28 protein-coding genes are annotated in these 25054 nt (G+C 72.5%); 15 read left to right on the top strand and 13 right to left on the bottom strand.

The features are described 5' to 3' along the window. Positions 1–9 precede the first annotated feature (9 nt). From ACEZDG_RS02430 to ACEZDG_RS02415, 4 genes are read right to left on the bottom strand one after another with little or no spacing between them, the layout of a single operon-like run. A complete protein-coding gene (locus tag ACEZDG_RS02430) occupies positions 10–1227 on the bottom strand; it encodes a sensor histidine kinase (RefSeq protein ID WP_380501677.1) in 1218 nt (405 codons plus the stop codon). Continuing rightward, on the bottom strand, positions 1224–1892 hold the full coding sequence (locus ACEZDG_RS02425) for a response regulator transcription factor (protein ID WP_380501675.1): 669 nt from the start codon (positions 1890–1892) through the stop codon (positions 1224–1226). The genes ACEZDG_RS02430 and ACEZDG_RS02425 overlap by 4 nt, the downstream gene beginning before the upstream one ends. Positions 1893–1896: 4 nt before the next feature. Beyond that, positions 1897–2394, bottom strand: coding sequence for an FMN-binding protein (locus tag ACEZDG_RS02420; protein ID WP_380501673.1), 498 nt, complete (start codon positions 2392–2394; stop codon positions 1897–1899). A gap of 19 nt (positions 2395–2413) precedes the next feature. Continuing rightward, on the bottom strand, positions 2414–3751 hold the full coding sequence (locus tag ACEZDG_RS02415; RefSeq protein ID WP_380501671.1) for a ferredoxin reductase family protein: 1338 nt from the start codon (positions 3749–3751) through the stop codon (positions 2414–2416). Positions 3752–3908: 157 nt separating this feature from the next. On the opposite strand from ACEZDG_RS02415, the gene ACEZDG_RS02410 reads away from it, so the two are divergent. Together ACEZDG_RS02410 and ACEZDG_RS02405 are read left to right on the top strand one after the other, a co-directional pair. After that, positions 3909–4262, top strand: coding sequence for a YciI family protein (locus ACEZDG_RS02410; protein WP_380501669.1), 354 nt, complete (start codon positions 3909–3911; stop codon positions 4260–4262). A gap of 2 nt (positions 4263–4264) precedes the next feature. After that, positions 4265–5566 carry an RNA polymerase sigma factor gene (locus tag ACEZDG_RS02405; RefSeq protein WP_380501667.1) on the top strand — a complete coding sequence of 434 codons (1302 nt, stop codon included), beginning with the start codon at positions 4265–4267 and terminating at the stop codon, positions 5564–5566. A gap of 263 nt (positions 5567–5829) precedes the next feature. Here ACEZDG_RS02405 and ACEZDG_RS02400 read toward each other — a convergent pair whose 3' ends face one another. Next, a complete protein-coding gene (locus ACEZDG_RS02400; protein WP_380501665.1) occupies positions 5830–6453 on the bottom strand; it encodes a LysE/ArgO family amino acid transporter in 624 nt (207 codons plus the stop codon). Between the two features lie 66 nt (positions 6454–6519). Here ACEZDG_RS02400 and ACEZDG_RS02395 point away from each other — a divergent pair, with 66 nt between their 5' ends. Next, positions 6520–7419 carry a LysR family transcriptional regulator ArgP gene (locus ACEZDG_RS02395; RefSeq protein ID WP_380501663.1) on the top strand — a complete coding sequence of 300 codons (900 nt, stop codon included), beginning with the start codon at positions 6520–6522 and terminating at the stop codon, positions 7417–7419. A 26-nt stretch (positions 7420–7445) separates the two neighbouring features. Here the strand turns inward: ACEZDG_RS02395 and ACEZDG_RS02390 are convergent, their stop codons facing one another. Beyond that, positions 7446–8183, bottom strand: a complete 738-nt coding sequence (locus ACEZDG_RS02390; protein WP_380501661.1) for a Mut7-C RNAse domain-containing protein — start codon at positions 8181–8183, stop codon at positions 7446–7448. A 79-nt stretch (positions 8184–8262) separates the two neighbouring features. Here ACEZDG_RS02390 and ACEZDG_RS02385 point away from each other — a divergent pair, with 79 nt between their 5' ends. Beyond that, positions 8263–8514: a hypothetical protein gene (locus ACEZDG_RS02385; protein ID WP_380501659.1), complete on the top strand. Its 252-nt coding sequence runs from the start codon at positions 8263–8265 to the stop codon at positions 8512–8514. Between the two features lie 448 nt (positions 8515–8962). Here the strand turns inward: ACEZDG_RS02385 and ACEZDG_RS02380 are convergent, their stop codons facing one another. After that, a complete protein-coding gene (locus tag ACEZDG_RS02380) occupies positions 8963–9694 on the bottom strand; it encodes a DUF7873 family protein (RefSeq protein WP_380501657.1) in 732 nt (243 codons plus the stop codon). A gap of 67 nt (positions 9695–9761) precedes the next feature. After that, positions 9762–10409 (bottom strand): hypothetical protein, encoded by a 648-nt coding sequence (locus ACEZDG_RS02375; protein WP_380501655.1) that lies wholly within the window; start codon positions 10407–10409, stop codon positions 9762–9764. 131 nt (positions 10410–10540) lie between these two features. Between ACEZDG_RS02375 and ACEZDG_RS02370 the strand changes: the two genes are divergently transcribed. Both ACEZDG_RS02370 and ACEZDG_RS02365 read left to right on the top strand, forming a co-directional pair. Further along, on the top strand, positions 10541–11251 hold the full coding sequence (locus tag ACEZDG_RS02370) for a transglycosylase SLT domain-containing protein (RefSeq protein WP_380501653.1): 711 nt from the start codon (positions 10541–10543) through the stop codon (positions 11249–11251). A 54-nt stretch (positions 11252–11305) separates the two neighbouring features. Beyond that, a complete protein-coding gene (locus tag ACEZDG_RS02365; protein ID WP_380501651.1) occupies positions 11306–12262 on the top strand; it encodes an NAD-dependent epimerase/dehydratase family protein in 957 nt (318 codons plus the stop codon). Positions 12263–12281: 19 nt separating this feature from the next. Here the strand turns inward: ACEZDG_RS02365 and ACEZDG_RS02360 are convergent, their stop codons facing one another. Further along, positions 12282–13031 carry an HNH endonuclease family protein gene (locus tag ACEZDG_RS02360; protein WP_380501649.1) on the bottom strand — a complete coding sequence of 250 codons (750 nt, stop codon included), beginning with the start codon at positions 13029–13031 and terminating at the stop codon, positions 12282–12284. A 201-nt stretch (positions 13032–13232) separates the two neighbouring features. On the opposite strand from ACEZDG_RS02360, the gene ACEZDG_RS02355 reads away from it, so the two are divergent. Together ACEZDG_RS02355 and cobF are read left to right on the top strand one after the other, a co-directional pair. Beyond that, the gene (locus tag ACEZDG_RS02355) at positions 13233–13922 is read left to right on the top strand and encodes a DUF4232 domain-containing protein (RefSeq protein ID WP_380501647.1); all 690 of its coding nucleotides are present in this window, start codon (positions 13233–13235) and stop codon (positions 13920–13922) included. Between the two features lie 27 nt (positions 13923–13949). Continuing rightward, entirely contained in the window at positions 13950–14726 is a 777-nt protein-coding gene (gene cobF, locus ACEZDG_RS02350) for a precorrin-6A synthase (deacetylating) (RefSeq protein WP_380501645.1), read from the top strand. On the opposite strand, the gene ACEZDG_RS02345 is transcribed toward cobF, so the two are convergent. Further along, positions 14701–15459, bottom strand: coding sequence for a cobalt-precorrin-6A reductase (locus ACEZDG_RS02345; RefSeq protein ID WP_380502230.1), 759 nt, complete (start codon positions 15457–15459; stop codon positions 14701–14703). The two genes, cobF and ACEZDG_RS02345, sit on opposite strands and share 26 nt — an antisense overlap. Positions 15460–15473: 14 nt before the next feature. Next, positions 15474–16457, bottom strand: coding sequence for an acetylxylan esterase (locus ACEZDG_RS02340; protein WP_380501643.1), 984 nt, complete (start codon positions 16455–16457; stop codon positions 15474–15476). Between the two features lie 151 nt (positions 16458–16608). Here ACEZDG_RS02340 and ACEZDG_RS02335 point away from each other — a divergent pair, with 151 nt between their 5' ends. The 3 genes from ACEZDG_RS02335 (at position 16609) to ACEZDG_RS02325 (ending at position 18667) form a co-directional block, all read left to right on the top strand. Next, complete coding sequence (locus ACEZDG_RS02335; RefSeq protein WP_380501641.1) at positions 16609–17346, top strand: DUF2470 domain-containing protein; 738 nt, start codon at positions 16609–16611, stop codon at positions 17344–17346. 199 nt (positions 17347–17545) lie between these two features. Further along, positions 17546–17764: a CbtB domain-containing protein gene (locus ACEZDG_RS02330; RefSeq protein ID WP_380501639.1), complete on the top strand. Its 219-nt coding sequence runs from the start codon at positions 17546–17548 to the stop codon at positions 17762–17764. A 33-nt stretch (positions 17765–17797) separates the two neighbouring features. Continuing rightward, entirely contained in the window at positions 17798–18667 is an 870-nt protein-coding gene (locus ACEZDG_RS02325) for a CbtA family protein (RefSeq protein WP_380501637.1), read from the top strand. A gap of 55 nt (positions 18668–18722) precedes the next feature. Here ACEZDG_RS02325 and ACEZDG_RS02320 read toward each other — a convergent pair whose 3' ends face one another. After that, positions 18723–19685, bottom strand: coding sequence for an aldo/keto reductase (locus ACEZDG_RS02320; RefSeq protein ID WP_380501635.1), 963 nt, complete (start codon positions 19683–19685; stop codon positions 18723–18725). Next, positions 19682–20074: a winged helix-turn-helix transcriptional regulator gene (locus ACEZDG_RS02315; protein WP_380501633.1), complete on the bottom strand. Its 393-nt coding sequence runs from the start codon at positions 20072–20074 to the stop codon at positions 19682–19684. Before ACEZDG_RS02315 ends, ACEZDG_RS02320 begins: the two co-directional genes overlap by 4 nt. Positions 20075–20178: 104 nt before the next feature. On the opposite strand from ACEZDG_RS02315, the gene ACEZDG_RS02310 reads away from it, so the two are divergent. The 4 genes from ACEZDG_RS02310 to ACEZDG_RS02295 all read left to right on the top strand — a co-directional run bounded on the left by ACEZDG_RS02310 (position 20179) and on the right by ACEZDG_RS02295 (position 25031). After that, positions 20179–21036 carry an SDR family oxidoreductase gene (locus ACEZDG_RS02310; protein WP_380501631.1) on the top strand — a complete coding sequence of 286 codons (858 nt, stop codon included), beginning with the start codon at positions 20179–20181 and terminating at the stop codon, positions 21034–21036. Between the two features lie 92 nt (positions 21037–21128). Beyond that, on the top strand, positions 21129–22817 hold the full coding sequence (gene aspT / locus ACEZDG_RS02305) for an aspartate-alanine antiporter (RefSeq protein ID WP_380501629.1): 1689 nt from the start codon (positions 21129–21131) through the stop codon (positions 22815–22817). Between the two features lie 161 nt (positions 22818–22978). Beyond that, complete coding sequence (locus ACEZDG_RS02300) at positions 22979–24502, top strand: PP2C family protein-serine/threonine phosphatase (protein ID WP_380501627.1); 1524 nt, start codon at positions 22979–22981, stop codon at positions 24500–24502. Between the two features lie 22 nt (positions 24503–24524). Continuing rightward, positions 24525–25031: a DinB family protein gene (locus tag ACEZDG_RS02295; protein ID WP_380501625.1), complete on the top strand. Its 507-nt coding sequence runs from the start codon at positions 24525–24527 to the stop codon at positions 25029–25031. Positions 25032–25054: the final 23 nt, after the last annotated feature.

The following is a 25054-nucleotide window of genomic DNA, read 5'->3' as shown; positions in this document are numbered from 1 at the left end:
CCCTACCGCTCAGGGGGAGCCGGGCAGCCGCAGGGTGACGGTCAGTCCGCCCTCGGGCCTGGCCCGGGCGGTGACCTCGCCGCCGTGGGCCCGGGCGACCGCCCGGACGATGGACAGGCCCAGGCCGGCCCCGGCCTGCTGGGCCCCGGACCGGCCGTCGCCGGCGCGGGTGTTCCGACCGCGGTGGAAGGGTTCGAACAGCGCCTCCGGATCGGCCTCGTCCAGCAGCGGGCCGTCATTGCTGACGGTGAGTTCGGCCCAACCGCCGCCGCCCGAGCCGTCGCTGACCTGGCCGCTGCTGACCTGGAGCAGCCCGCCCTCGCGGTTGTACTTGACCGCGTTCTCCAGCAGGTTGGTCGCGGCGATGCCCAGCAGCGCGACATTGCCGTGCACCGGGCTCGGCGCCAGGTCCGTCCGCAGGTCCAGGTTCCGTTCCTGGCAGCGCGCGGCGACCTGGTCCAGGGCCTCGGCGGCGACGTCGGCCAGGTCGTCGTCCACCGGGTCGGTGACCCGCTGCTCGGAGCGGGCCAGGGTGAGCAGGGCGTCGATCAGACGCTGCGCCCGCGCGGTGGACTGGGCGACGTCCTGGCCCATGGTGCGCCACTGGGCCTCGGTGGGCTCGGGTTTGGCGAGGGTGACCTCGACGGCGGTCCTGGTCAGGGCGAGCGGGGTGCGCAGTTCATGGCTGGCGTTGGCCACGAAGCGGCGCTGGGTCACGAAGGCGGCGTCCAACCGTTCCAGCATCTGGTCGAAGGTGTCGCCGAGTTCCTTCAACTCGTCGGCGGGGCCGGGCAGGTTGAGGCGTTCGTGCAGGGTGGTGTCGGTGGCGCGGCGGGCCGCGGCGGTGATCGCGGCGATCGGCCGGAGCATCCGTCCGGCGGTCCACCAGCCCACCAGCGCGGAGGTGGCGACCACGGCCAGCAGCAGGATCAGCGCGATCCGCAGCAGGTGGGAGGCGGCGGCGTCGCGGATCTGGTCGGAGAGCCCGATGAAGTGGTCGTGGTCCGGGTCCAGTCGGCTGGGCACCGCGTCGTCGGGCAGCGGCTGGAAGATGAGCCGGTAGAAGGCCGTGGTCAGGGCCAGCACCAGCAGGCTGCCGCCGACGGCGAACAGCGCGGCGTAGGTGAGGGTGAGCCGGGTGCGGATGGTCAGCGCGGGCCGTCCCGCCCAGGCCGTGCGCAGCCGCGGCCACAGCTGGAACCGCGACCCCGGCGGCGGCGGGTTCACGGCACGATCCGGTAGCCGGCCCCGACCAGGGTCTCCACCAGGTCCGGGCTGCCGAGCTTGCGGCGCAGCCGGTTGACGGTGACCCGGACCGTGTTGGTGAACGGGTCGGCGTGCTCGTCCCAGGCGCGTTCCAGCAGCTGCTCATGGCTGAGCACCGCGCCGTCGGCGGCCAGCAGGATCTGCAGCACGGCGAACTCCTTGGCGGTCAGCGTGATCGGCCGCCCGGCCCGGTGGACCGTGCGGCGCAGGGTGTCCATGCTGAGGTCGCCGCGGGTCAGCACGATGGGCTGGGAGCGGCCCCGGTGCCCCCTGCGGCCCAGGGCCTGGATCCGCAGGGTGAGTTCGGCGAAGGAGAAGGGCTTGCCCAGGTAGTCGTCCGCGCCCAGGGTCAGTCCGTCCACCCGGTCGTCGGTCCCGGCGAGCGCGGTGAGCATCAGGATCATCGGCGCGTCCGGACGGCCCGTCAGCTCCTGGCACACCTCGTCGCCGGACCGGCCGGGCAGGTCGCGGTCCAGTACCAGGACGTCGTACGCCCCGTTGACCTCGACCTTGGCCAGGGCGTCGTCGCCGTCGTGGCTGACGTCCACGGCCATGCCCTGGTCGCGCAGGCCCTCGGCGATGCGCGCGGCCAGGCGTTGTTCGTCCTCGACGACCAGGATCCGCATGCCCTCATCCTCTCCCGGCCCGGTCGAGTGCTGCCTGCAGGGACTGGGCGTAGCCGCTGGAGGTGTAGGTGGCGCCGGAGACCACGTCGATGTTCGCACCCTGCGCGGCCAGAACCTCGGACCGCAGGATCGGCAGCGCGTAGGAGTCGATCGCGCGGCTGCGTCCGCCGTCGGTCTCCTGGAGGACCACCACATCGGTGATCCGGCCACCGGCCAGGACGGCCCTGACCTGCACCGGGCCGTAGCGGGTGTCGACCACGGTGCCGGTGAACCTGCCGCTGACCGCCGAGGCGCCGGGCCGTGCGCCGGTACTCGCGCCGGGTGCCGCGCCAGCACTCGCGCCGGGTTCCGCGCTGGGCCGCGCGCCGGGTTTCACGCCGGCACGCGGGCCGGCGTTGACCGCCAGGGCCGAGCGGGGCGCCCCGGCGGACTGCGCCTTCACCCCGATGACCAGGGCTATCCCGGTACTGGTGGCGGCCAGGGCCATGGTGATCCTGCGCACGGGTGGGCCTTCCTGCTTCCTAGAACTCGAACGCTTCGGTGTGGATCCGCCGCCGGGGTACTCCGGCGCGGTGCAGTTCCTGGCGGGCGCTCCGGGCCATCCCGGCCGGTCCGCACAGGTAGACCTCGCGCTGGGCCAGGTCGGGGACGATGCGGCGCAGGTTCTCGGCCCGCAGCGGGTCCTGTCCGGGGCTGCGCCGCGGTCCCACCAGCGGGTACAGGCCGAGGCCCCGGTGCGCCGCTATCGCCGCCAGCTCCGGGTAGAGGACCAGGTCCTCGTGGCGCGAGCCGCGGTAGAGCAGGACCAGGTCGGCGCCCCGGCCTGGCAGCGTCTCGTACAGGGCCCGGATCGGGGTGATCCCGGCGCCGCCGGCGATCAGCAGCACCGGCCTGGTGCCGCTGCCGTGCCTGCCGCGCCGACGCGCGGTGAAGGCGCCGTACGGGCCCTCGAACCAGACCCGGGTGCCGGGAGGCAACCGGGCCAGCGAGGAACTGGAGTCGCCGAGGTCCTTGACCGTGATCCGGAGCCGGTCCGGTCCCGGCGCCTCGGAGAGCGAGTAGGGGTGGGACTGCCACCAGTGGCCCGGGGCCAGGAACCGCCAGCGCAGGAACTGGCCGGCCTCGGCCCCCAGCAGGTCCAGGTCCCGCCCGGCCAGGTAGAGCGACACCACGCCCGGCCCCTCGGCCACCACCTCGGTGATCCGCACACCGTGCCGCAGCGAGCGCCGCAGCGGGACCGCGACCCGGAACAGCAGCAGCGCCGCCGCCACCACGGCATGCGCGCCGGACCACAGCAGCCGGTTGCGCGGCGAGGTGGAGAAGTCCGTGCCGACCGCGAACTCGTGCGAGAAGGCCAGCCCGATCGCCAGGTAGACCAGCAGGTGGACGTGGTACCAGGACTCGTAGGACAACCGCCGGCGCACCGCGCGCGCGGACACCGTGCCGACCAGCAGCAGCAGGCCGAGCGCGACCGCGGACAGCCACACGTCGGTGTAGTCGACGACGACGTCCACGGTCTCCGCGACCGGGTTCGTCCCGGTCTGCCAGGCGTAGCCGGCGATGATCAGCGCCGCGTGCGCGCAGGCCAGCACGACGGTGTACTCGCCCAGGGCCCGGTGGTAGCGCGCGGTCACGTCCGAGCCGACCCGGTTCTCCAGCCACGGCACCCGGGCCATCAGCGCGACCAGCACCAGCAGCAGGTACGCCGCCAGCAGCCCGGTGATCCGCCCGGCCGCGGTCAGGCAGGCCGCCGCGTTGTCCAACGAGCCCGGGATGGTGTTCTGCCACCAGAGGAACAGCACCGGCAGCACCCCGGCGCAGATCGTCGCCAACAGCGCCCGCGACCACAGCAACCTCATGAACGGTTCCCATCGTGCGGCGTGAGTGGTGAGGCTTCACTGTTGCTGGCAGCCCCTAACACTGCGGTAACAGAGAATCCGGGGTGTCGGAGGTGTCGATATGGGCGGGTGCCGTTCGTATGGAGGGTGAGAGACCGAATCGTCAAGGAGGAGCACCATGAAGCAGTACCTGCTCAGCGTGATGCAGCCCGGCGGGCCCGTTCCCGCGCCGGAGGTCCTGGAGCAGATCGGACGGGAGCTGGAGACCTTCCACCGGGAGCTGCGGGAGGGCGGGGCCTGGGTGTTCGCCGGGGGGCTGCACGACCAGGGCTCGGCCACCGTGCTCCGGGTGAAGGACGGGGACGTGCTGATGACCGACGGCCCGTACGCGGAGGGCAAGGAGTTCCTCGGCGGGCTGTGCATCGTCAAGGCGCCCGACCTGGACGCGGCGCTCGAGTGGGGCCGCAAGGCCGCCCGGGCGACCACCCTGCCGATCGAGGTACGGCCGTTCCACGGCGAGGTGGAGGACTAGGGATGGCAGCGGAGCCGGGCCCGGCGGAGGCCGCGCGGGTCGCCGAGGTCGAGCGGGTGTTCCGGGAGGAGTACGGCCGCGCGGTGGCCGTCCTGGTGCGTGCCTTCGGCGACATCGACCTGGCCGAGGAGGCGGTGCAGGACGCCTTCACCGCCGCGCTGCGGCACTGGCCGTCGGCCGGGCCTCCGCCGAGCCCGGCCGGGTGGATCATCACCACCGCCCGCAACCGGGCGATCGACCGGCTCCGCCGCGAGGCGTCCCGGACGGACCGTCAGGCCACCGCCGTCCGGGAGGCCCTGCTGCTCCGTCCCGACCTGCTGCACCAGGACCAGCCGCACCAGGGCCCGCCGCACCCCGGCGGCGGGCCGACCGAGGAGGAGGGCCCCGTGCGCGACGACCGGCTGCGCCTGGTCTTCACCTGCTGCCACCCCGCGCTCGGCACCGGCGCCCAGGTCGCGCTGACCCTCCGGCTGCTCGGCGGGCTCAGCACCGCGGAGATCGCCCGCGCCTTCCTGGTGCCGGAGGCGACGATGGCCCAGCGGCTGGTCCGGGCCAAGGGCAAGATCCGCGACGCCCGGATCCCCTACCGGATCCCGTACGAGGCCGATCTGCCGGACCGGCTCAGGTCCGTCCTGGCCGTGGTGTACCTGGTCTTCAACGAGGGCTACGCGGCGAGTTCGGGCGACCGTCCGGTCCGCGAGGACCTGGCCGCCGAGGCGGTCCGGCTCGGCCGGCTGCTGGTCGAGCTGATGCCGGACGAGCCGGAGGCCTGGGGGCTGCTGGCGCTGATGCTGCTGGCCCGGTCCCGCCAGGCCGCCCGCTTCGCCCCGGACGGGACGCTGGTGCTGCTCGCCGACCAGGACCGGAACCGCTGGGACCGGCCGCTGATCACCGAGGGCCAGGCCATCGTCCGGCGCTGCCTGCGGCGCAACCAGCCGGGCCCGTACCAGATCCAGGCGGCGATCAACGCCGTGCACAGCGACGCGGCGGACCCGGCCGGCACGGACTGGCGGCAGATCCGGCAGCTCTACGACCAGTTGCTGGCGCTGGCCCCCAGCCCGGTCGTCGCGCTGAACCGGGCGGTCGCGGTGGCCGAGACCGAGGGGCCGGAGCCCGCCCTCGCCCTGGTGGACGCCCTCGACCTGGACGGCTACCACGTGTTCCACGCCGTCCGGGCCGACCTGCTGCGCCGGCTGGGCCGCGACGCCGAGGCGGTCCTCGCCTACGAGGCGGCGATCGCCGTGACCGGCAACACCGCCGAACGCGCCTTCCTCACCCGCCGCCGCGACGGCCTCGGCGGGTGAGAAAACACCAGGAGGGCCGGTCCTTGACGGACCGACCCTCCTGACTCCGCTGTGTCCCCCACCCGGGAACGCGGAGAGCGGGCGGGCGCGGCCGGACGGGGTTGAACCCGTCCACCGCGTCCAGTCGGCGGCAGTGGGATCCGGGAGCCGCTCCGGATCCTCACCGCCACCAAGCTTGGCTGCCTGCTGTGATCACTATCCTGCCCGGCTCGTGTTAAGGGCATGATGCGGATCCGTGTCGTGGACGTACGAGTTTGCGCGATCTAGCCTCTTGCGATCATCAGGACGCCGAGGGCGGTCATGGTGCAGGCGATCACGATGTCCAGCACCCGCCAGGCGCCGGGCCGGGCGAAGAGGCCGCCGAGCAGCCGTCCGCCGAAGCCCAGCCCGGCGAACCACAGCACGCTGCCGGTGGCCGCGCCGACACCGAAGGCCCAGCGCTCCGTGCCGTAGCTGTTCGCCACCGATCCCAGCAGCAGCACGGTGTCCAGGTACACATGCGGGTTCAGCCAGGTCAGCGCCAGGCAGGTGAGCACGCTCGCGCGCAGCGAACGCCCGGCGCCCCCGCCCCTGCCGCCGCCGGGGGCCAGGCCGGCCGGCCGCAGCGCCCGCCGGGCCGCGAGCAGGCCGTAGCAGACCAGGAAGGCGCCGCCGATCCAGGTGACCACGGTGACCGCCTCCGGCCAGGCCCGCACCACGGCGCCGATCCCGCTGACGCCGGCGGCGATCAGGACGGCGTCGGACAGGGCGCAGATCGCCACGACCGCGGGCACGTGCTCGCGCCGGATGCCCTGCCGCAGCACAAAGGCGTTCTGGGCACCGATGGCCACGATCAGCGACAGGCCGGTGCCGAGTCCGGCGGCTGCCGCGAGGAGGGTTCCAGGCATGGGGTGAGGTTAGGCAGCGATCCTTCCATCAGACCAGCTAATCCTTCTTCAGTATCATTAGCGAATGTGATGACAGACCTCCCGCTGGACCAGGTCCGCACCCTGCTCGCCGCCGTGGACGAGGGGACCTTCGACGCGGCGGCGCGGGCCCTGCATGTGACGCCGTCCGCCGTCAGCCAGCGGATCAAGGCGCTGGAGCAGCGGACCGGACGCGTCCTGCTGCTGCGGACCAAGCCGGTCGAGCTGACCGACTCCGGCGAGGTGGTGGTCCGGTTCGCGCGCCAGCTCGCCCGGCTGGAGCGCGACGCCGGCGCCGAGCTCGGCCTGACCGGGACGGACCGGCCGACCCGGCTGTCGATCGCGGTGAACGCCGACTCCCTGGCGACCTGGTTCCTACCCGCGCTCAGCGCGGCTGCCGCGGAACTGCCGATCTGCTTCGACCTGCACCGCGAGGACCAGGACCACACCACCCGGCTGCTGCGGCAGGGCCTGGTCATGGCCGCTGTCACCTCCTCGCCGGACCCGGTGCAGGGCTGCACCGTGCGGAAACTGGGACAGATGCGCTACCACGCCATGGCCGCGCCCGGCTTCGTCGCCCGCCACCTGTCGCACGGTCCGCTGCGGCAGCTGCTCAGCGACGTCCCGGTGGTCGTCTTCGACCGCAAGGACGACCTGCAGGACGGGTTTCTGCGCGGGCTCGCCCCGGACCGGCCGGCCCCCACCGTCCGCCACTACGTCCCGGCCTCCGAGGCCTACGTCCAAGCGGTGCTGGCCGGCCTCGGCTGGGGCATGGTCCCCGAGGCCCAGGCCGCGGCGCACCGGCGCTCCGGCGCGCTGGTCGACCTCGCCGCCGACCGCCCGGTCGACGTCCCGCTGTACTGGCAGCAGTGGAAGCTCGACTCCCCGGCGCTCACCGCCCTGGCCACCGCCGTCGCCGCGGCGGCAGCCGCCGCCCAGGTGTCCTGACCCGCCGTCACCGCCCGTGCCGCGGCTCAGCTCCGGGCGGCAGCGGCGGCGGTGAGCTGCAGGGCCTCCTCCACGATGGATTCGAGCCGGGCGTGGTGGGCGCCGCGCCAGTAGACCTGGGCGCAGCTGGTGCACTGGGCGAAGACGTCGTAGCTGCGCTCGGTGCCGTCGTGCAGCTGCTCGTGCAGGGTCGCCTTGTCGGCCGGACGGAGGTCGCCGTTGCAGGCGGTGCAGCGGGTCCACGGCCGCAGCGGCGGCGCGAAGCGGGCGAGGACGTCCTTGAGCTGCTCCGGCGGGCGGTGGCTGTAGATGTACGCGCCGGCCCAGAGCTCGCGCCGCCGCAGCAGCCCGCGGTCGCGGGTCAGCATCACCCGCTGCTCGGCGGCGGAGCGGGTGGAGAGCGCGGCGTCGCCGATGTCGACGCTCTCGTAGGCGGCGTCGACGCCGAGCAGCCGCAGCCGGCGGGCGAGCGTGCCGAGGTGGACGTCCAGCAGGAAGCGGGTCGGGCCCGGCAGTTCCTGGGGTCTCGCCACCGCGTCGACGGTGACCACCTCGCCGTCGACCGGGATGTGCGCGGGGCGCACCGGGCTGCCGTCCACCACCAGCGTGCCGACCTCGGTGAGCGGGATCCCGAGGGACTCCACCACATGGCCGAGCGTCGAGGTGCCGTCGGTGAGCAGCGGCGAGCGCCCGGTGCGGCGGGCTCCGGCGACGAAGACGTGCAGTTCGGGGGCGAATTCTATTGAGATCTCCGGTCTCTCCACCTGGTCAGCATGCCAGCGCGCGGCTGCTCCCCGCCAACCCTTTCCGTTCCCCGCCCGATCGAGGGAGCACACTGGGCGTATGGCCCTTCCCAGCACACACGAATGCCGACTCTGTTCTGATGGCGGCAGCACCGGAACCACCGTGCACGAGGACCTGGTCGTCGGCGCGCCGCTGTCCATGGAGGACCTCGACGACGCCCAGCGCCTGGCGCGCTTCGCGGGCAAGTACGGGCACGACGGCTGCGAGGTGGTCGAGGTGCGCAAGGTCGCCTCGGACAGCCTCGGCGGCTACGCCTGGGCGGTGCGCTTCCTCGAAGGCTCCGCCCACTAGGCCAGGACGTGGCGGGTCCGGACGTGGCGGGTCCGGACGTGGCGAGACCCCGGAGCGCTATCCCGCTTCCGGGGCCTCTGAAAGGTGCCACCTGGTGTGCACGCCAGCACGTTTAAGACGTCGGGTCAGTTCTTAGTTCGCATCGCTCTGCCATTGAGCGCACCCGAGCACGGAGAGCTCGGGGCCGGATTCGAACCGGCAGCCTGCGACGGGGGCCCGACGTCGTTCGATCTGGCGATCGGCGGCGATGCTGAGTCTGGAGCGAGAGTCTGAATGTGATCACGGTTGCCTCTTCCGCTTGGGCTACCCGGGCCTGTGGTGCCCGGGGGAGGATTCGAACCTCCACTTGACCGCGTCGTCAGTCTCAGCGTCAGCTTCAGCTTGCGCTCCTCGCGCACCCCGCCCGAAGGCGGGGAGTCTGTGGTTGTCCTACTCGAAGAGGGTTGACCTACTCGAAGAGGTAGGCGAACACCGCGCCACCGACCCGCTGGTCGACGACCTCCGTGCCGTTCGCCTCCTCGCGGGCGAACTTCACCGCCTGCTGCAGCTTCTCCACCCGCTCCAGCAGGTCGTTGACCCGCCGGGCCGGCAGCGCGCCGGAGAACTTCACCAGGGTCCAGTAGCCGATGGTGACGTCCTCGGTGTACACGTCGACCTGGGCCGGGTGCTCCTTGGTGGCCTCGGCCTTGACGTGGTTGCGGTAGACCTTCTTGGTGCGGTGGGTCCGCACCGGGTCGGTCCGCCACGAGTCCGTCGACTCGTCCTTGGTCCAGGTCTCGGACGGGTCGAGCACCGGCAGCTTCTTCACGAAGGTGTGCAGGTCGACGAGCTGTTTCTCCAGGAAGAGGAGGTAGCTCACCGGCGCGCCCTGCACCAGCGTGCGGCCGTCCACGGTGACATCGGCCTTGGCCGTGCAGTTGGCCCAGTCCTTGGTCGCGGTGACGTCGAACAGCCGGGTGAGGGTCGCCGCGGTGGCGGCGATCGCGTCCTCGGCCTTGACCTGCACCCGGGTCGACTCGGGCGGCAGCATCTCGCCCTCCTCGTCCTTCGGCTGGTAGGTCCGGCTGAGTCCGGACAGCAGCGCGGTCTTCTGGACGTCGTGGTGAGCCGCGGTGAGGTCGGCGAAGGACTTGGTCTTGACGCCCTTCTCCACCGCGATGATCTGGTTGAGCTTGGCCACGCTCTGCTCCTCTCCCTCTCGAATCTGATCGAGACGGTAACATCAACTGATCGGCGAGGAAGCCGAATTAATGGGCGACCGCGGCTCTGTTGATCTTGTCGAGCTGTGACTGCAGTGACAGCAGGGTCATCGTCCCGGTGTACATCTCGCTGCTCGCGGCCGAGAGTTGGCTCGAGAGCGAGTGGGTCACCCCGTCCACACAGCCGTCCGCGCCCAGTTCGAGGTGCCCGAGCGCGGCGGCCCAGGAGTCCTGCGCCCCGGCGTCCGGCAGCGGCAGGTACGCCTGCGCGGCGGCCACGTCGCGGCTCAGCTGACTGCAGTCGCTGCCGAGGGCGTTGAAGTCCTGCCGGATGTGGTCGACGGCGATCCGGTCGGAGTCCACGCTGAGCACCGACACCGCCTGCTTGCCGCCGCCCGCGTACCACGCGGTGACGGCGGGCGCGCGGTCGGCGTCGATCCGGATCGGCGGCGGCTCGGGCGAACTGCTCGTGGCGGTGGGACCGGGAGCTGCCTCGGCTCGGTGGTTCCCGTTACCGTAGCGGGAGTTGACGGACAGTCCGATGACGAGGGCCGCCACGGCGAGCCCGACGATCCACAGCGTACGGACGGTGCGGCGGCTCCTGGCCGGCCGCGGCCCGCTGCCGAGGACGTCGCCGCCGCCGCCGTCGAGGTCGCCGCTGTCGAGGTCGCCTTCGAGGTCATCGTCACCGTTCATCGCACAATCCCCCTTCGGCCCGCAAGGAAGGCTACCCGGCATTCGGAACCGGCGCGGGTGAGGTCGCGTCGGAGTGATCAGAGGTGCTGCGGCGGTTGATACGTTGGCAGGACCTGACCAGGAGGCGAACGATGCCAGCAGCACAGAGCCGGCGGCGATGGGGATGGGCCGTGGTGGTCGCTGCGGTCCTGGTGATCGGCTGGACCGTCCAGCACCAGGGCGGCAGCGGCAGTGCCGGTGCGGGCGCCGGCGGCGAGGCCGGGGCCACGGCCGCGCCCTCGACCTCCGCCGAGCCGTCCCCGAGCACCCGTACCCCGGCCCCCGGCCCGAGCGCCTCCGCGAGCCTGGACCAGAACGACACCGCGCTGTTCGCGCCCCAGGTGGTCACCTACGCCAGGAAGGCGGGCATCGACCCGCAGCTGCTGATGGCGATCCTCTACAACGAGTCCTACAAGCCGCACGACCCCTCCTTCCAGCGCTCCTGGCAGCGGATCAAGCCGGACGCCGCCTTCGGCATCGCCAATATGCACAAGGCCGCCTTCGACGAAACCAAGCAGGGCCGCGACTTCGCCGACCGGAACTGGAACGAACTGCCGGACGACCCCGGCCTGGCCATCGAGGCCGCCGCCTACTTCCTGCACGACCTGGGAAAGCAACTGCCCTCCCAGCTGTCCGGCGGACACACCAGGGACGAGCTGATGGCCCTGGGCTACAACACCGGCGCAGGCAACATGCGGGCCTTCGCCCGCGGCGTGAAACCGGGCCCGCAGGCCCAGACCTACCTGGACACCCTCCACCAGAACTGGGCCAAGGCCGGCGCCGACGTCAAAGCCGCCGAATAGCCCTCAACGCGCTCGGGGCCGAGCGGCCGCGCCGTCCGGTTAGGGTCGGGCGGTATGCGACTACTCGTACTTGGCGGTACTTCGTTCGTGGGCCGGGCGATCGTGGACGACGCGCTGCGGCAGGGGGCCGAGGTGACCCTGTTCGGTCGGGGCCGGACCGGCACCGAGCTTTTCCCGGGGCTGCCCCGGCTGCTCGGTGACCGGGACACCGGGGACTACGCGGCGCTGCAGGACGGCAGTTGGGACGCCGTCGTGGACGTCAGCGGTTATGTCCCGCGTCATGTCGGGCAGGCGATGGCGGCGCTGGGCGACCGGGTCGGCCGGTATCTGTTCATCTCCAGCCACGCGGTGTACGAGCGGTCCGGGGTGGGCCCCGGTTCGGACGAGGACACACCGCGGCGCCCGCCGGTGCGCCATACCGAGGAACTGGACGAGGACACCTACGGGCCGTGCAAGGTGGCCTGCGAGGACGATGTGACGGCCCGCTACGGCTCGCGGGCGACGATCGTGCGGCTGGGAAAGGTCGCCGGGCCGCACGATGTGCAGGACGGGCTCACCTACTGGGTCCGCCGGGCCGCGCGGGGTGGCCGGGTGGCGCTGCCGGGCCGCCCCGAGCAGCCGGTCCAGCTGGTGGACTCACGCGACGTGGCGTGCTTTGTGGTGCGGTTGCTGCAGGACGACAGGCCAGGCGCCTTCCACGCTGTCGGTCCGGCCGAGCCGACCACCATGGCCGAGTTGATCGCCGTCTGCGCGCAGGCGGCGGGTACCGAGGTCGAGGTGGTCCCGGTGCCGGCCGACGCGGTGCCGGCGTTCTTTCCACTGACCCGTCCCGAGCCGTTGTGGCCGACCCAGCAGCGGAGCGCCGCGCGGGCCCGTGCGGCCGGCCTGCCCGCGACCCCGTTGGCGGTCACCGTCGCCGACGTGCTGGCCTGGGACCGCGAGCGCGGCGAGCCGCCGCTCTCCTACGCGTTGTCCCCGGCCGAGGAGGCGAAGCTGCTCGACCGGGCCTGACGGACGGTCACTCGGGACGTCACTCGGTGGGGAGGGTCTGGTCGGGGCAGGTGGTGAGGACCTTCTGCATGGCGGACCGCTCCGCCGCGGTGACCCAGAGCTTGTACTTGGCCTTGACCGCGATCTGACGGGCCACGTACTTGCACTGGTAGGCCGTGTTCGCCGGGAGCCACTCGGAGGCGTCGCCGTCGCCCTTGGCCTCGTTGGCGGGGCCGTCGGCGGCGATCAGTTCCAGCGGGTCCTCGGCCAGGTCCAGCCGCTGGGTGGCGCTGAGTTGGGCGGCGCCGGTGACCCAGGCGTCGCCGAGCGGGACCACGTGGTCGATCTGGACCTTGGTCGAGTCGGGGCCGCGGACGAAGTGGATGGTCTTGCCGGTGTAGGGGTCCTGCAGGGTGCCGGTGGCGACGGTGCAGTGGCCCGACTTGTAGCTGACCCCGGTCAGGTCGCGGGCCAGTATGTCGTCCCTGGTGTCGCAGTGGTTGTGGCCGCCGGGGTCGTTGTTGTTGTCGGTCCAGGCGGCGCCGAACTTCAGCCGGTCGTAGCCGGTCATGCTGCCCTTCGGATGGACCGTCAGACCCGCCAGGGCCTTGGCGGCTGCCGAGCCGCCGCCGTCCCCGGAGCCGCCCGACGTCGCGCCGGCCGTCGACGTCGCACGGGTTGTCGCGGCGTCCCCCGCCCCGTCGCTGGAGGTCCCGTTGACGGGGTGGCAGCCGGCCAGACCGGCCATCACCACGGCGGCGCTTACCGCGACGACCTGCAACCTGCGCACAGGAACTCCTCAGACGAGTGGATGGCCCAGCATAGGGGCTGGACAGGCGGTACCGTGCCGTCCTTCCGTTCCACTGCCCGGGTACGGAGAAGACATGCCCAGCGGGTTTGATCAAGAGCGTTACCGGCCAGGGGTTAAACCGTGACAATCAGTCAGAACCGCTCGTCGCGGCTCCACGTCCCACGAGATATGAGATCTTCGATGATGCCCACCCCCGCCCGTCTTGTCCTGACCGCCGCCGTGCTCGGACTGGCCCTCACGGCGTGCAGCAGCAACGGAGGCACCTCCTCCGCGCCCACCCCGGGCGCCGCCGGCACGGTCGCCACGACCAGCACCCCCGGCCCGTCCGGCTCCGCCGGCACGACCGGTGGCAGCGGCAGCACCGGTGGCACCGCCTCCGGCGGCACCGGCACCGCTGCGGCGACCGGCGGGGCGGACGGCTCCTCGGTGGCCCCGCGGGTGCCCGCGGCCAGTGCCTGCACCGGCGACCACCTCGCGGTGAGCGCGGGGCAGAGCAGCGGCGCCGCCGGGCACATCGGTGCGCGGGTGGTCTTCAAGAACACCTCAGGCGCGGCCTGCACCCTCTACGGCTTCCCCGGCCTGGCCGGTCTGGACGCCAAGGACAAGCAGGTGGTCCAGGCCAAGCGGGTCACCTCCGGCTACCTCGGCACCGCCAAGGAGTCGATGGTCACCCTGGCGCCCGGCGGGACCGCCTCGGCCCTGGTCGGCGGCGTGGACGTGCCCAGCGGCAATGCCACCAGCTGCCCGAGCTATCCCGCGCTGCTGGTCACCCCGCCCGGGACCAGGGCCTCCACCAAGGTCGCGCTGCAGATGCCCGGCTGCCCGACGCTCGTGGTCTACCCGGTCGTCGCCGGGGTCCCCGCGATGTAGCCAGGGGGGTGCGGCAGACTCGCGGGTATGAAGAAACTCCTTGTCATCGGCATCGGGGCGGGCGATCCCGACTACCTCACCCTTCAGGCGGTCAAGGCGATCGGCCGGGCGGACGTCTTCCTGGTCCTCGACAAGGGCGAGGAGAAGAGCGATCTGGTGCGCCTGCGCCAGGACATGCTGGCGCGGTACGCCCGTCCCGGGCACCGGGTGGTGCAGGCCGCCGACCCGGACCGGGACCGGGCCGCCGCCCCGGCCGCCTACGCCGCGGCGGTCAGCGACTGGCGTGCCCGCCGGGCGGACCTGTACCAGGCGTTCGTCCGGGACGAGCTGCCCGCCGGCGGCACCGGCGCGCTGCTGGTCTGGGGCGACCCGTCCCTCTACGACAGCACCATCGCCGCCGTCGACGAGGTCCTCGCCCGCGCCGACCAGCACTTCGAGTACTCCGTGGTCCCCGGGATCAGCTGCGTGTCCGCGCTGACCGCGGCGCACCGCATCCCGTTGAACCGGGTCGGCCGTCCGGTGACGGTCACCACCGGGCGCCGGCTCGCCGCGACGGCCGCCGCGGACGTCCCGGACGACGTCGCGGTGATGCTGGACGCCCACGACGCCTTCGCCGGGCTGGCCGAGCCGGAGGCGTTCACCATCTACTGGGGCGCCTACGTCGGCACCCCGGACGAGCTGCTGCTCTCCGGGCCGGTCGCCGAGATCGCGCCGACGATCCAGCGGGTCCGCGCCGAGGCCCGGGCCCGCAAGGGCTGGATCATGGACACCTATCTGCTCAGACGCGTCCACGCAGCCAACTGACCGCCCCGGCGCAGTCGTTGACCGTCTCCACACCGGCCGGGGCGGGCGGACGCCGCACCAGGACCACCGGCAGTCCGGCCTCCCGGGCGGCGGTGAGCTTGGGGGCGACGGCCGCGCCCCCGCTGTCCTTGGTGACCAGCAGGTCGATCCGGTGCTCGCGCAGCAGCGCCCGCTCCCCGTCCAGGGTGAACGGGCCGCGGTCGAGCAGCAGCGCGCTGCGGGGCGGCAGCGGCGTCCTCGGCGGATCGACCGATCGGACCAGGAAGAACAGCTCGGACAGCGCCGAAGGCGCGGACGGTCCGGCGAAGGCGGCCAGGCCCAGCCGACCCGTGGTCAGGAACACCCGCGACCCCAGCCCCGGCAGCAGTTCGGCGGCCTGCTCCAGCGATCCGGCCGGGTGCCAGCGGTCACCCTCGACGGGGGTCCAGCCGGGCCGGCGCAGCGCCAGCAGCGGCACCCCGGCCGCCGCCGCGGCCTGCGCCGCGTTGGCGCTGATCCGGGCCGCGAACGGGTGGGTGGCGTCGACCAGGGCCGCGATCCGCTGCTCCCGCAGCCAGGACGCCAGCCCCTCCGCCCCGTCGAACCCGCCGACCCGCAGCTCGGCGGCGGCGGGCCGCAGCGGCTCGGCCACCCGTCCGGCCAGCGCCACGGTCACCAGCAGGCCCGGCTCCCCGGCCAGTTCGCCGGCCAGCTGCCGGGCCTCGGCGGTCCCGCCGAGCAGCAGCACCCGCAGCGGAGCCGCGGCTGTCAACGCCCGGCGCCGGTGAGGTACCGGGGCAGCCAGCGGAGCTGCGCGACCTGCTGCTGGTCGCCGCCGCCCTCATGGCCGTTGAAGTCGTAGACCTCGATGCCGCGGTCCTGGTGGCCGTAGGCGTTGAAGGCGGCGAAGACGGTGGACGGCGGGCAGGTGCGGTCCTCCAGCGCGGTGGAGAACAGCGCCGGCGCCCGGCCCCTGGCGGCGAAGTGGACGCCGTCGAAGTAGGCGAGGGTGCGGTAGGTCTGCTTGACCCGGGTGCGGTAGGTGTTCAGGTAGTCGCCGATCTCCCGGTAGGGGTTGCTGTCGGTGAGCGTGGTGGCCCGCGGGAAGTCGCAGAGGAACGGCACGTCGGGGGCGATCGCGACCAGGTCGGGGACCAGGCCGCCCACGGCGACGGTGATCCCGCCGCCCTGGCTGATGCCGATGGCGGCGGTGCGGGAGGCGTCGACCAGCGGGTGCGAGCGCGCGGCCTCGACGGCCCGCACGCCGTCGGTGAAGACCCGGCGGTAGTAGTAGTCGGCCGGGTCCTCGATGCCCCGGGTCATGAAGCCGGGGAAGGCCGGGCCGCTGCCGACCGGGTCGGGGGTGTCGCCGCCGCCCCAGCCGCTGCCCTGGCCCCTGGTGTCCATCACGAAGTGCGCGAACCCGGCCGAGGCCCACAGCAGATGGGTGTGCGGCAGGCCGCGTCCGCCGCCGTAGCCGATGAACTGCACCACCACCGGCAGCGGCTCGGAGGTCCCGGCGGGGAGTATGAACCAGCCCTTGACCGGGTGTCCGCCGTATCCGGCGAAGGTCACGTCGTACACCTCCACCGAGGCCAGGCCGGTGTCCTCGACCCGCTCGAAGCGCGGGTCGAGGTCGTGGGTGCGGGCCTCGGCCAGGGTCTTGGACCAGAACTGGTCGAAGTCCTCGGGCTCCACCGAGGCGCTGCGGTAGCTGCGGAGCTCGTCGAGGGGCAGGTCGAACAGGGACATCGCGGGCGTCCTTCGTCACTCGGGGACCGGCTGGTGATCACACGGTAAGGCAGTCCGCAACATTCGAATCGGGTCGGGGGCGGGTGCTCTTGGCCGAGGAGCGCGAAATGGATAAGGTAAGGCTTGCCTAACTAGACGGATGGAGAGCCGAGTGGACCTCGCCGAGAGCCGAGCAGCAGAGTCGCGTACGCACGAGCCTTCGGACGCCGAGGTGGTGCGCAGCGTGATCCGACGGGCCACCTCGCTGACCGCCGCCGCCAACGGGGGACGGCACGAACTCCTGGGCCCCGACCTGGTGCTGGTGGCGCCGGGGGAGTGGGGACTGCTGCTGCGGGTGCCCGCCGACAGCAGGCTGGCCCGGGAGACGGCGATGGTCGCCCGGGAGGGTGACGGGCTGCCGGTGGTCCTGGACTGGACCGACGTGGCACCCCTGGCGGTCCGGGACCGGGTACGCAGCCGGGTCCGGCTCGCCGGCCGGCTCTTCGCGCCCCAGGGCCGGGGCCGCCGGCTCCAGGACGGCCCGGTCGAACTGCTGCTGGACGTGCGCCAGGTGACCCTGGACACCGCGGGGGCGAGCACCCTGGTCGACCCGGCCGACCTGCTGCGGGTGGAGGCCGACCCGCTGGCGACGGTCGAGTCCGCGCTGCTGATCCACCTCGCCGAGGACCACCAGGACCATGTCGCCGCGCTGCTCGGCCTGATCGACCCTCAACTGCTGCGCGGGGTCCTCGGCGTGAGCCCGCTCACACTCGACCGCTACGGGATCGTGCTGCGGCTGACCCGCCGCCACTCGCACCAGGACGTCAGGCTCTCCTTCGGCGAGCCGCTGCCGGACGCCGAGCAGGTCGGCCACCGGCTGCACGCGCTGCTGGCGGGTCGTCCGGCGTGATTGACGGGCTGCGTACAGGTCCGTAATGTCAACCCTGAGTGATGGCTTGAGGAAGCTGGTGGAAATCCAGCACGGTCGCGCCACTGTGAGCGGGACACCGGACACAACCAGATGAACGGTGCCTGCGAGTCAGACAGTCATCCACCACTCCGCTCCATTCGCCGAGGGACGCACGATCCCCTAGAGGAGGCTCTGACTCATGAGCAGTCTGTCCGCACCCCCCACCGCCATACCGACACCCGTTGTGCTTCCGGTGTCCAAGGCAGTCCTGTGGCTGTTCGGCACCGCGCTGATCGCGCTCGCGGTGTACTACTTCATCGGCGTCGACCAGGGCGCCTACTCCGTGTTCGGCAACGACATGCACATCCATGAGTTCGTGCATGACTCCCGCCACTTCCTCGGCTTCCCCTGCCACTGACGCGCCGCCGAGCAGAAGTACGGACAACTGGACATGGAAAAGAGACTCATCCTGCGCGGCGTCATCGCCGGCGCAGTCGCCGGGCTGCTTGCGTTCCTGTTCGCGCGGATCTTCGCCGAGCCGGTGATCAACACCGCCATCAGGTACGAGAACGCCCGTGACGCGGCCCAGGACGCCCTGGACAAGGCGGCCGGTGTCGCGGTTCCCGACGCGGGTCCCGACATCTTCAGCCGCACCGTCCAGGCCAATATCGGCATCGGCGTCGGCATGGTGTTCTTCGGCATCGCCATGGGCGCGCTGTTCGCCGTCGCCTACGCGGTCTGCCTGGGCCGGGTCGGCAATCTGAAGCCCCGCAACCTGGCCCTGCTGGTGGCCGGCGGCGGCTTCCTCGGCATGTACTTCGTGCCGTTCGTCAAGTACCCGGCCAACCCGCCGTCCATCGGCCACCCCGACACCATCCACACCCGGGGGAACCTCTACCTGGTGATGGTGCTGTGCTCGGTGCTGTTCCTGGTCGGGGCGGTGGTGCTGGGCAAACGGCTGCAGCCGCGCTTCGGCAACTGGAACGCCACCCTGCTGGCCCTGGCCGGCTACGCGGTCGCCGTCGGCGTGGTGATGGCCCTGCTGCCCCAGCTCGGCGAACTGTCGTCCAATGTGCAGCAGTTCGGCCACCACGCGACCGAGACGCCGCTGCCGCTGACGAACAGCGAGGGCGCCATCGTCTTCCCCGGCTTCCCGGCGGACACGCTGTTCTCGTTCCGGTTCTACTCGGTGGCGGCGCAGTTGCTGCTGTGGGCGACGATCGGCCTGGTCTTCGGACCGATGGCGGAGCGGCTGCTCGGCCCGCGCCGGGAACCGGCCGCGGTGCCCGCCGGCCCGGCCGCCCAGCCCGCCGCGCTGTGAGTTGACGGCGCGGCCCCCCGGGGGGCCGCGCCGTACGCCTCTCAGCCGGACACTTTCAGCCCAACAGCCCCTCGGCCCGCAGGTCCTGCCACAGCTCGGCCGGGACCGGGTGCGCGGTCATCGCCGCCGCGTCGGCGGCCTCCGCGGCCGAGCGGGCGCCGACCAGGACGCTGCGCACGGCCGGGTGGTCCAGCGGGAAGCGCAGCGCGGCGGCCCGCAGCGGCACACCGTGACGTTCGCAGACCGCCTTGATCCGCAGCGCGCGGTCCAGCAGTTCGGCGGAGGCCGGGGAGTACTCGAAGGTCGCGCCGGGCCGCGGGTCGGCCAGCAGGCCCGAGTTGAAGGCACCGCCGATCACCACGCCGGTGCCGCGCCGCTGCGCCTCGGGCAGCAGATCGGCCAGCCCGCCCTGGTCCAGCAGGGTGTAGCGGCCGGCCAGCAGCACCACGTCCACGTCGGTCTCCCGGACGAAGCGGGTGAGCAGCGCGGACTGGTTCATCCCGGCCCCGATGGCGCCGAGCACCCCCTCGGCGCGCAGCTTCTCCAGCGCCGGGTACGCCTCGGCCAGGGCCTGCGGCCCGTGGTCGTCCGGGTCGTGCAGATAGGCGATGTCGATCCGCTCCAGGCCGAGCCGGGTGAGGCTGTCCTCGATGCTGCGGCGCACGCCGTCGGCGCTGAAGTCCCAGACCCGGCGGTGGGTGGCCGGCACCGCGAAGCCGTTGGCCAGGTCGTCGCCGATGACCTCGGCCACCGGTTCCAGCAGTCGGCCGACCTTGGTGGACAGGGTGAACTCCGCGCGCGGCCGCTGCCGCAGCGCGGCGCCGAGCCTGCGCTCGGCCAGGCCGATGCCGTAGTGCGGCGCGGTGTCGAAGTAGCGCACGCCGCTGTCCCAGGCGGTGTCGACGCAGGCCGTGGCCTGCTCGTCGGTCACCGCGGTGAACAGATTGCCGAGCGGGCCCGTGCCCAGCCCCAGTTCGGTGACGGAGACGCCGCTGCGTCCGAGCGTTCCGGTCCTCATGCCGCCTGCCCCGCCTGTCGCTTGGCGTCCCGGTCCTGCTGGGACTCGATGATCTGCGGCATCCGCTGCTCCACCCAGCAGACCAGGGCCAGGACCAGTTCCGCGGCCTCCCGGCCCTGCTCGGTGAGACTGTACTCGACCCGCGGCGGGATCTCCGGGTAGGCCACCCGGAGCACAAAGCCGTCCCGCTCCAGGGTCTGCAGGGTCTGCGCGAGCATCTTCTCGCTCACCCCGTCGATCCGGCGCCGCAACTCGCTGAAGCGGTAGGTGCGTTCGAGCAGCGCGCCGAGGGCGAGCACACCCCAGCGGCTGGTGACGTGCTCCAGGACCAGCCGGGAGGGACAGGTCTTGTTGAAGACGGTGAAAGGCAGCTGCGCACTTACTGGCATGACACGAGCTTACTTCAAAGTGGGTACTTCCGATACGAAAGTGTCCAGCCTAACGTGGGTGACGCAGCACCCCACCGTCCCGTCAACGATCGGAATCTCCCGTCATGACCATCCTCGTCACCGCCGCCACCGGCCAGCTCGGCCGCCTCGTCGTCGACAGCCTGCTCAGCAGGGTCCCCGCGTCCGAGGTCGCGGTGGCCGTGCGCAGCCCCGAGAAGGCCGCCGACATCGCCGCGCTGGGCGTGGAGGTCCGCCGGGCCGACTACGCGCAGCCCGAGACCTGGGCGGCTGCGCTGGCCGGGGTGGACCGGCTGCTGCTGATCTCCGGCACCGACATGGGCGCCCGGGTCGACCAGCACCGGGCCGTGATCGAGGCCGCCAAGGCGGCCGGGGTCGGCCTGATCGCCTACACCAGTGTGCTCGGCGCCGACGACGCCACCTTCGGCCTGGCCGACGACCACAAGGCCACCGAGGCGGTGCTGCGGGCCTCCGGTGTCCCGTTCGTCCTGCTCCGGCACGGCTGGTACACCGAGAACTACACCGCGCAGCTGGACACCTTCCTGCAGTACGGCGCGGTCACCGGGAGCAGCGGCGACGGCCGGGTCTCCACCGCCTCCCGCCGTGACTACGCCGAGGCGGCGGCGGCCGTGCTGACCACCGAGGGCCACGAGAACACGGTGTACGAGCTCAGCGGCGACACCGCCTGGAGCTTCAGCGAGCTCGCCGCCGAGATGGCCGCGCAGTCCGGCAAGCCGGTGGTCTACCAGGACGTGCCCGCCGACCAGCATGTGCGGATCCTGCTCGGCGCGGGGCTGCCGGAGCCGGTCGCCAGGATGCTGGTCGACGTGGACGCCGGCATCGGCCGCGGCGAACTGGCCGGCACCCCCGGTGACCTGGGCCGGCTGATCGGCCGCGGCACCACGCCGCTGGCCGACTCGGTGAAGGCCGCGCTGGAGTCCTGACCCGCGGGCCGGTGACCGGCACCTGCGCCATCCGGGGGAGCATGCAGCGCGGCAGAGGGGCACCGCCGGAAAGTCAGGTGATACTCCGAACCATGGAGTGGATCAAGCACCTGTTCAAGGAAAGCCCCGAGATCCAGCTGTTCGTCTGCCTGGCCCTCGGATTCGCCATCGGGCGGGTGAAGCTCTGGAAGATCTCACTCGGCGGTGTGGCCGGCACGCTGATCGTGGCGATCTTCGTCGGCACCATCGGGGTGGCCCTGGACTCCCAGGTGAAGAACATCGCCTTCGCGCTGTTCATCTTCACCCTCGGCTATATGAGCGGGCCCTCGTTCTTCGCCAGCCTGAACCGCAACAGCCTGCGCTACGCGGTGTTCACCGTGATCGAGGCGGTGGCCGTGCTCGCGGTCACCGCCGTGGCGACCGTCACCATGAACCTGGACCAGGGCACCGCGTCCGGGCTGATGGCCGGCGGGGCCACCGAGTCCGCGGTGGTCGGCACGGCCACCGACGCGATCGGTAAGCTGAACCTGCCGGCCAAGGAGATCTCCACGCTGCAGGCCAATGTCGGCACCGCCTACTCGATCTCCTACATCGTCGGACTGATCACCATCGTGCTGATGACCAGTCAGATCTTCCCCTCGCTGATGCGGATCGACATCCGCGAGGAGGCCGAGAAGCTCTGGGCCAAACTCGGCGGCGGCTCCACCGACGAGGGCTCCGCGCCCGCCCTGCCCGAGCTGGTCGGCCGCGCGCACATGGTCACCCACGCGGACGGCAGCACGGTCGGCCGGATCGAGCAGTCGATGGGCGAGGACGTCACCGTCGAGCGGCTGCGCCGCGGCGGTGAGGAGGTCGACCTGACGCCCGACACGGTGCTGGTGCTGGGCGACATCCTGCTGCTGGTCGGACGGCGCGAGTCGGTGCTGCCCGGCGACAAGCGGATCGGACCCGAGGTCTCGCCCACCACCGGCATGGACCTCGACCTGGACACCGCCGACGTGGTGCTCACCGCCAAGGAGGGCAGCGGGAAGACCATCGGCGAGCTGCGCACGATGATCCCGGTCGAGCAGCGCCACGGCGTGTTCCTGACCGGCATCACCAGGATGGACCACGCGCTGCCGATCCGGTCCGGCACCGTCGTCAACAACGGCGACACCATCCACCTCTCGGGCACCAAGCGGGACCTGGCCTCGTTCGTCCCCAAGGTGGGCTTCCGGATCGACCCCGGGGTCAAGGCGGACCTGGTCTTCATCTCCATCGGCATCGTCCTCGGCATGCTGATCGGCAAGATCACCATCAATCTGGGCAGCGTCCCGCTGTCGCTGGGCACCGGCGGCGGCTGCCTGCTGACCGGCCTGGTCTTCGGCTGGCTGCGGGCCAGGAACCCGAAGTACGGGCAGTACCACCCGGCCGCCGCCCAGGTGGTCAAGGACCTCGGCCTGGCCACCTTCATCTGCGCGGTCGGCCTCAGTTCAGGACCGCAGGCGGTCACCCTGATCAAGCAGTACGGGGTCTCGCTGGCGGTCGCCGGGCTGCTGGTCACCCTGATCCCGGCCTGCATCTCGATGTTCGTGGCCTGGAAGGTGATGAAGCTGCCGGCCCCGCTGGCCCTCGGCGCGGTCTGCGGGCAGCAGTGCAGCACCCCGGCGATCACCGCCGTGCAGACCGCCGCCGGGAACACCACCCCGCTGATGGCCTACACCATCGTCTACGCGCTCTCCAACGTGGTGCTGCCGCTGCTGGGCCCGGTGGTGGTGGCGATGACCGGGGCACTGGTGTGACCGGCGGGACGGGGCCCCGGCGGGAACGCGACAGGGCTGAACTGTCCACCGTAGTCGGGTCGGCCCCGGCCGCGAGCGAGTGCGCCGAAAATACCTCTCAATGAGTGCTGTCCGCGTGCGCACCGGGCGGTCGGGGCAAGGACCGGGCTAGCGTGCCACAGGTGACCTCCACGCCAGAGCGCGAAGGCGCTGCGGGCGAAAAGGCCCGGGGATACCCCCTGACCGCGACAGCGGGCCGTGACTACTGGCGTGCCTCCGGGCTGGACCGGGAACTGCGCGCCGTCAGCGCCCGGATCTCCGGCTACCGGGGCCGACGCCGGGTGGACCCGGTCCGGCTGCGGGCCGAGCTGAACCGCACCCTGTTCCAACTGGAGGACACCGAGCGGCAGTTGCGGGCCTGCCTGCGGGTGCTCGAGGTCCGCGCCGACCGGGCCGCGGAGACCGGCCGGGCGGCGCTGCGCCGGCTGGACACCGTCTGCCGGATCACCGCGCTGCTGGTGGATGAGCGCCAGGGCGGCGAGGCGGCGCTGCTGGACGGCGCGGTGCGGCTGCTCGCCGAGGAGTTCGGCGCCCGGGTCTCGGCCTTCCTGGCGGACGGGACGGTGGACGGCGCAGCGGGGGAGGAGGCACCGCACGAGGTCGCGACCGCCGGACGGGAGGGCGGTCTGCGGCAGGTGCTGACCGCTGCCGCGTCGGCCGCCGACCGGGTGCACCGGACCGGCCGGCCGCTGCTGCGGCCGGGAGCCGTGCTCGGCGTCCCGCTCTGCGCGGGCGGGCGGACGATCGGTTCGCTGATCATGCTCAGGTCGGACGACTTCGTCATCCAGGAGCTGGGCCTGGTCCAGGAGTTGGGCCGGCAGCTGGCCCTTGCCCTGTGGTCCGAGCGCCGGCGTCGGCAGCAGGCCGACGCGGCCCAGCTGCTGCAGTCCAGCCTGCTGCCCGCCGCGCTGCCGTCCGTCCCCGGCGTGCAGGTGGCGGCCGGCTACCTGCCGCCGCGCGGGGGCGCCGCCGTGGGCGGGGACTTCTACGACGTCTTCCCGGTCAGGGACGGCTGGGGCCTGCTGCTCGGCGACATCTGCGGCAAGGGGGAGGAGGCCGCCGCGGTGACCGCCGTGGTCCGGCACGGCACCCGGGCGCTCAGCGTCTGGGAGCCCTGCCCGGAGCGGGTGCTCGAACAGGTCGGCCAGGTGATGGCGCTGCAGAACACCACCGACCGCTTCGCCACTGCGGTCTTCGCCCGCCTGCGCTTCGAGCCGACCTGCGGTCCCGGCGCGGTCCGGCTCGGCGTGGCCAGCGCGGGGCACCTCCCCGCCGCCGTGGTCCGCGCCGACGGCGAGGTGTCCTTCCTCAAGGGCGGCGGCTGCCCGATCGGCATCGCCGGACTGTCCGAGGTCGCGGTCGAGGAAACCGTCCTGCAGGCGGGGGACGCGCTGCTGCTCTACTCCGACGGGGCCACCGAGGCCCGGGACCGGGAGGGGCGGTTCTTCGACGAGCGCGGGCTCGCGGCGGTGCTGGCGGAGACCGCCGGGATGTCGGCGGAGGCGCTGGTCCGGGCGGTGGAGCAGCGGGTACTCGACTTCGCCGGCGGTGCGCCGCAGGACGACATGGCGCTGCTGGCGGTCCGGGTGGACCCGGACCCGGCTGATCCGCAACCGGCTGATCCGAAACCGTTGGATCCGGGGTGACGGCGCGGCATAGGGTGGCGGGATGACCATCGAACGGGTCGGCCCGTCCGCCACCGCCGGAGAGCGCCGGATGCTGCGCGAATTCCTCGACTTCCACCGCGCCACGCTGGCGGTGAAGTGCGAGGGGCTGTCCGACGAGGACCTGCGCCGGCAGTCGATGCCGCCCTCCACGCTGTCGCTGCTCGGCCTGGTGCGGCACATGGCCGAGGTCGAACGCGCCTGGTTCCGCCGGGTGTTCGACGCCGAGGACGTGCCGCTGGTGTGGTCCGACGCGGGCGACTTCCAGGTGGCCTACGACGTCAGGGAGGCCGACGGCGCGCAGGCGTTCGACGCCTGGCAGGCGGAGGTGGCCCGGTCGCGGGAGATCGAGCGCGCGGCGGAGTCGCTGGACGTCACCGCCTGGAGCGAGAGGTGGGAGGAGGACGTCTCCTTGCGGATGGTGCTGCTGCACATGATCCACGAGTACGCCCGCCACAACGGCCACGCCGACTTCCTGCGCGAGGGCATCGACGGCGCGGTCGGGGTCTGATCCGGCCGGACCGGACCGCCGCC

Origin of the sequence: Streptacidiphilus alkalitolerans (assembly GCF_042511045.1) — a bacterium.
Lineage (GTDB): Bacteria > Actinomycetota > Actinomycetes > Streptomycetales > Streptomycetaceae > Streptacidiphilus > Streptacidiphilus alkalitolerans.
The sequence above is the reverse complement of the archived record's forward strand: the minus strand, read 5'-3'. Positions and strand labels throughout refer to the sequence as shown.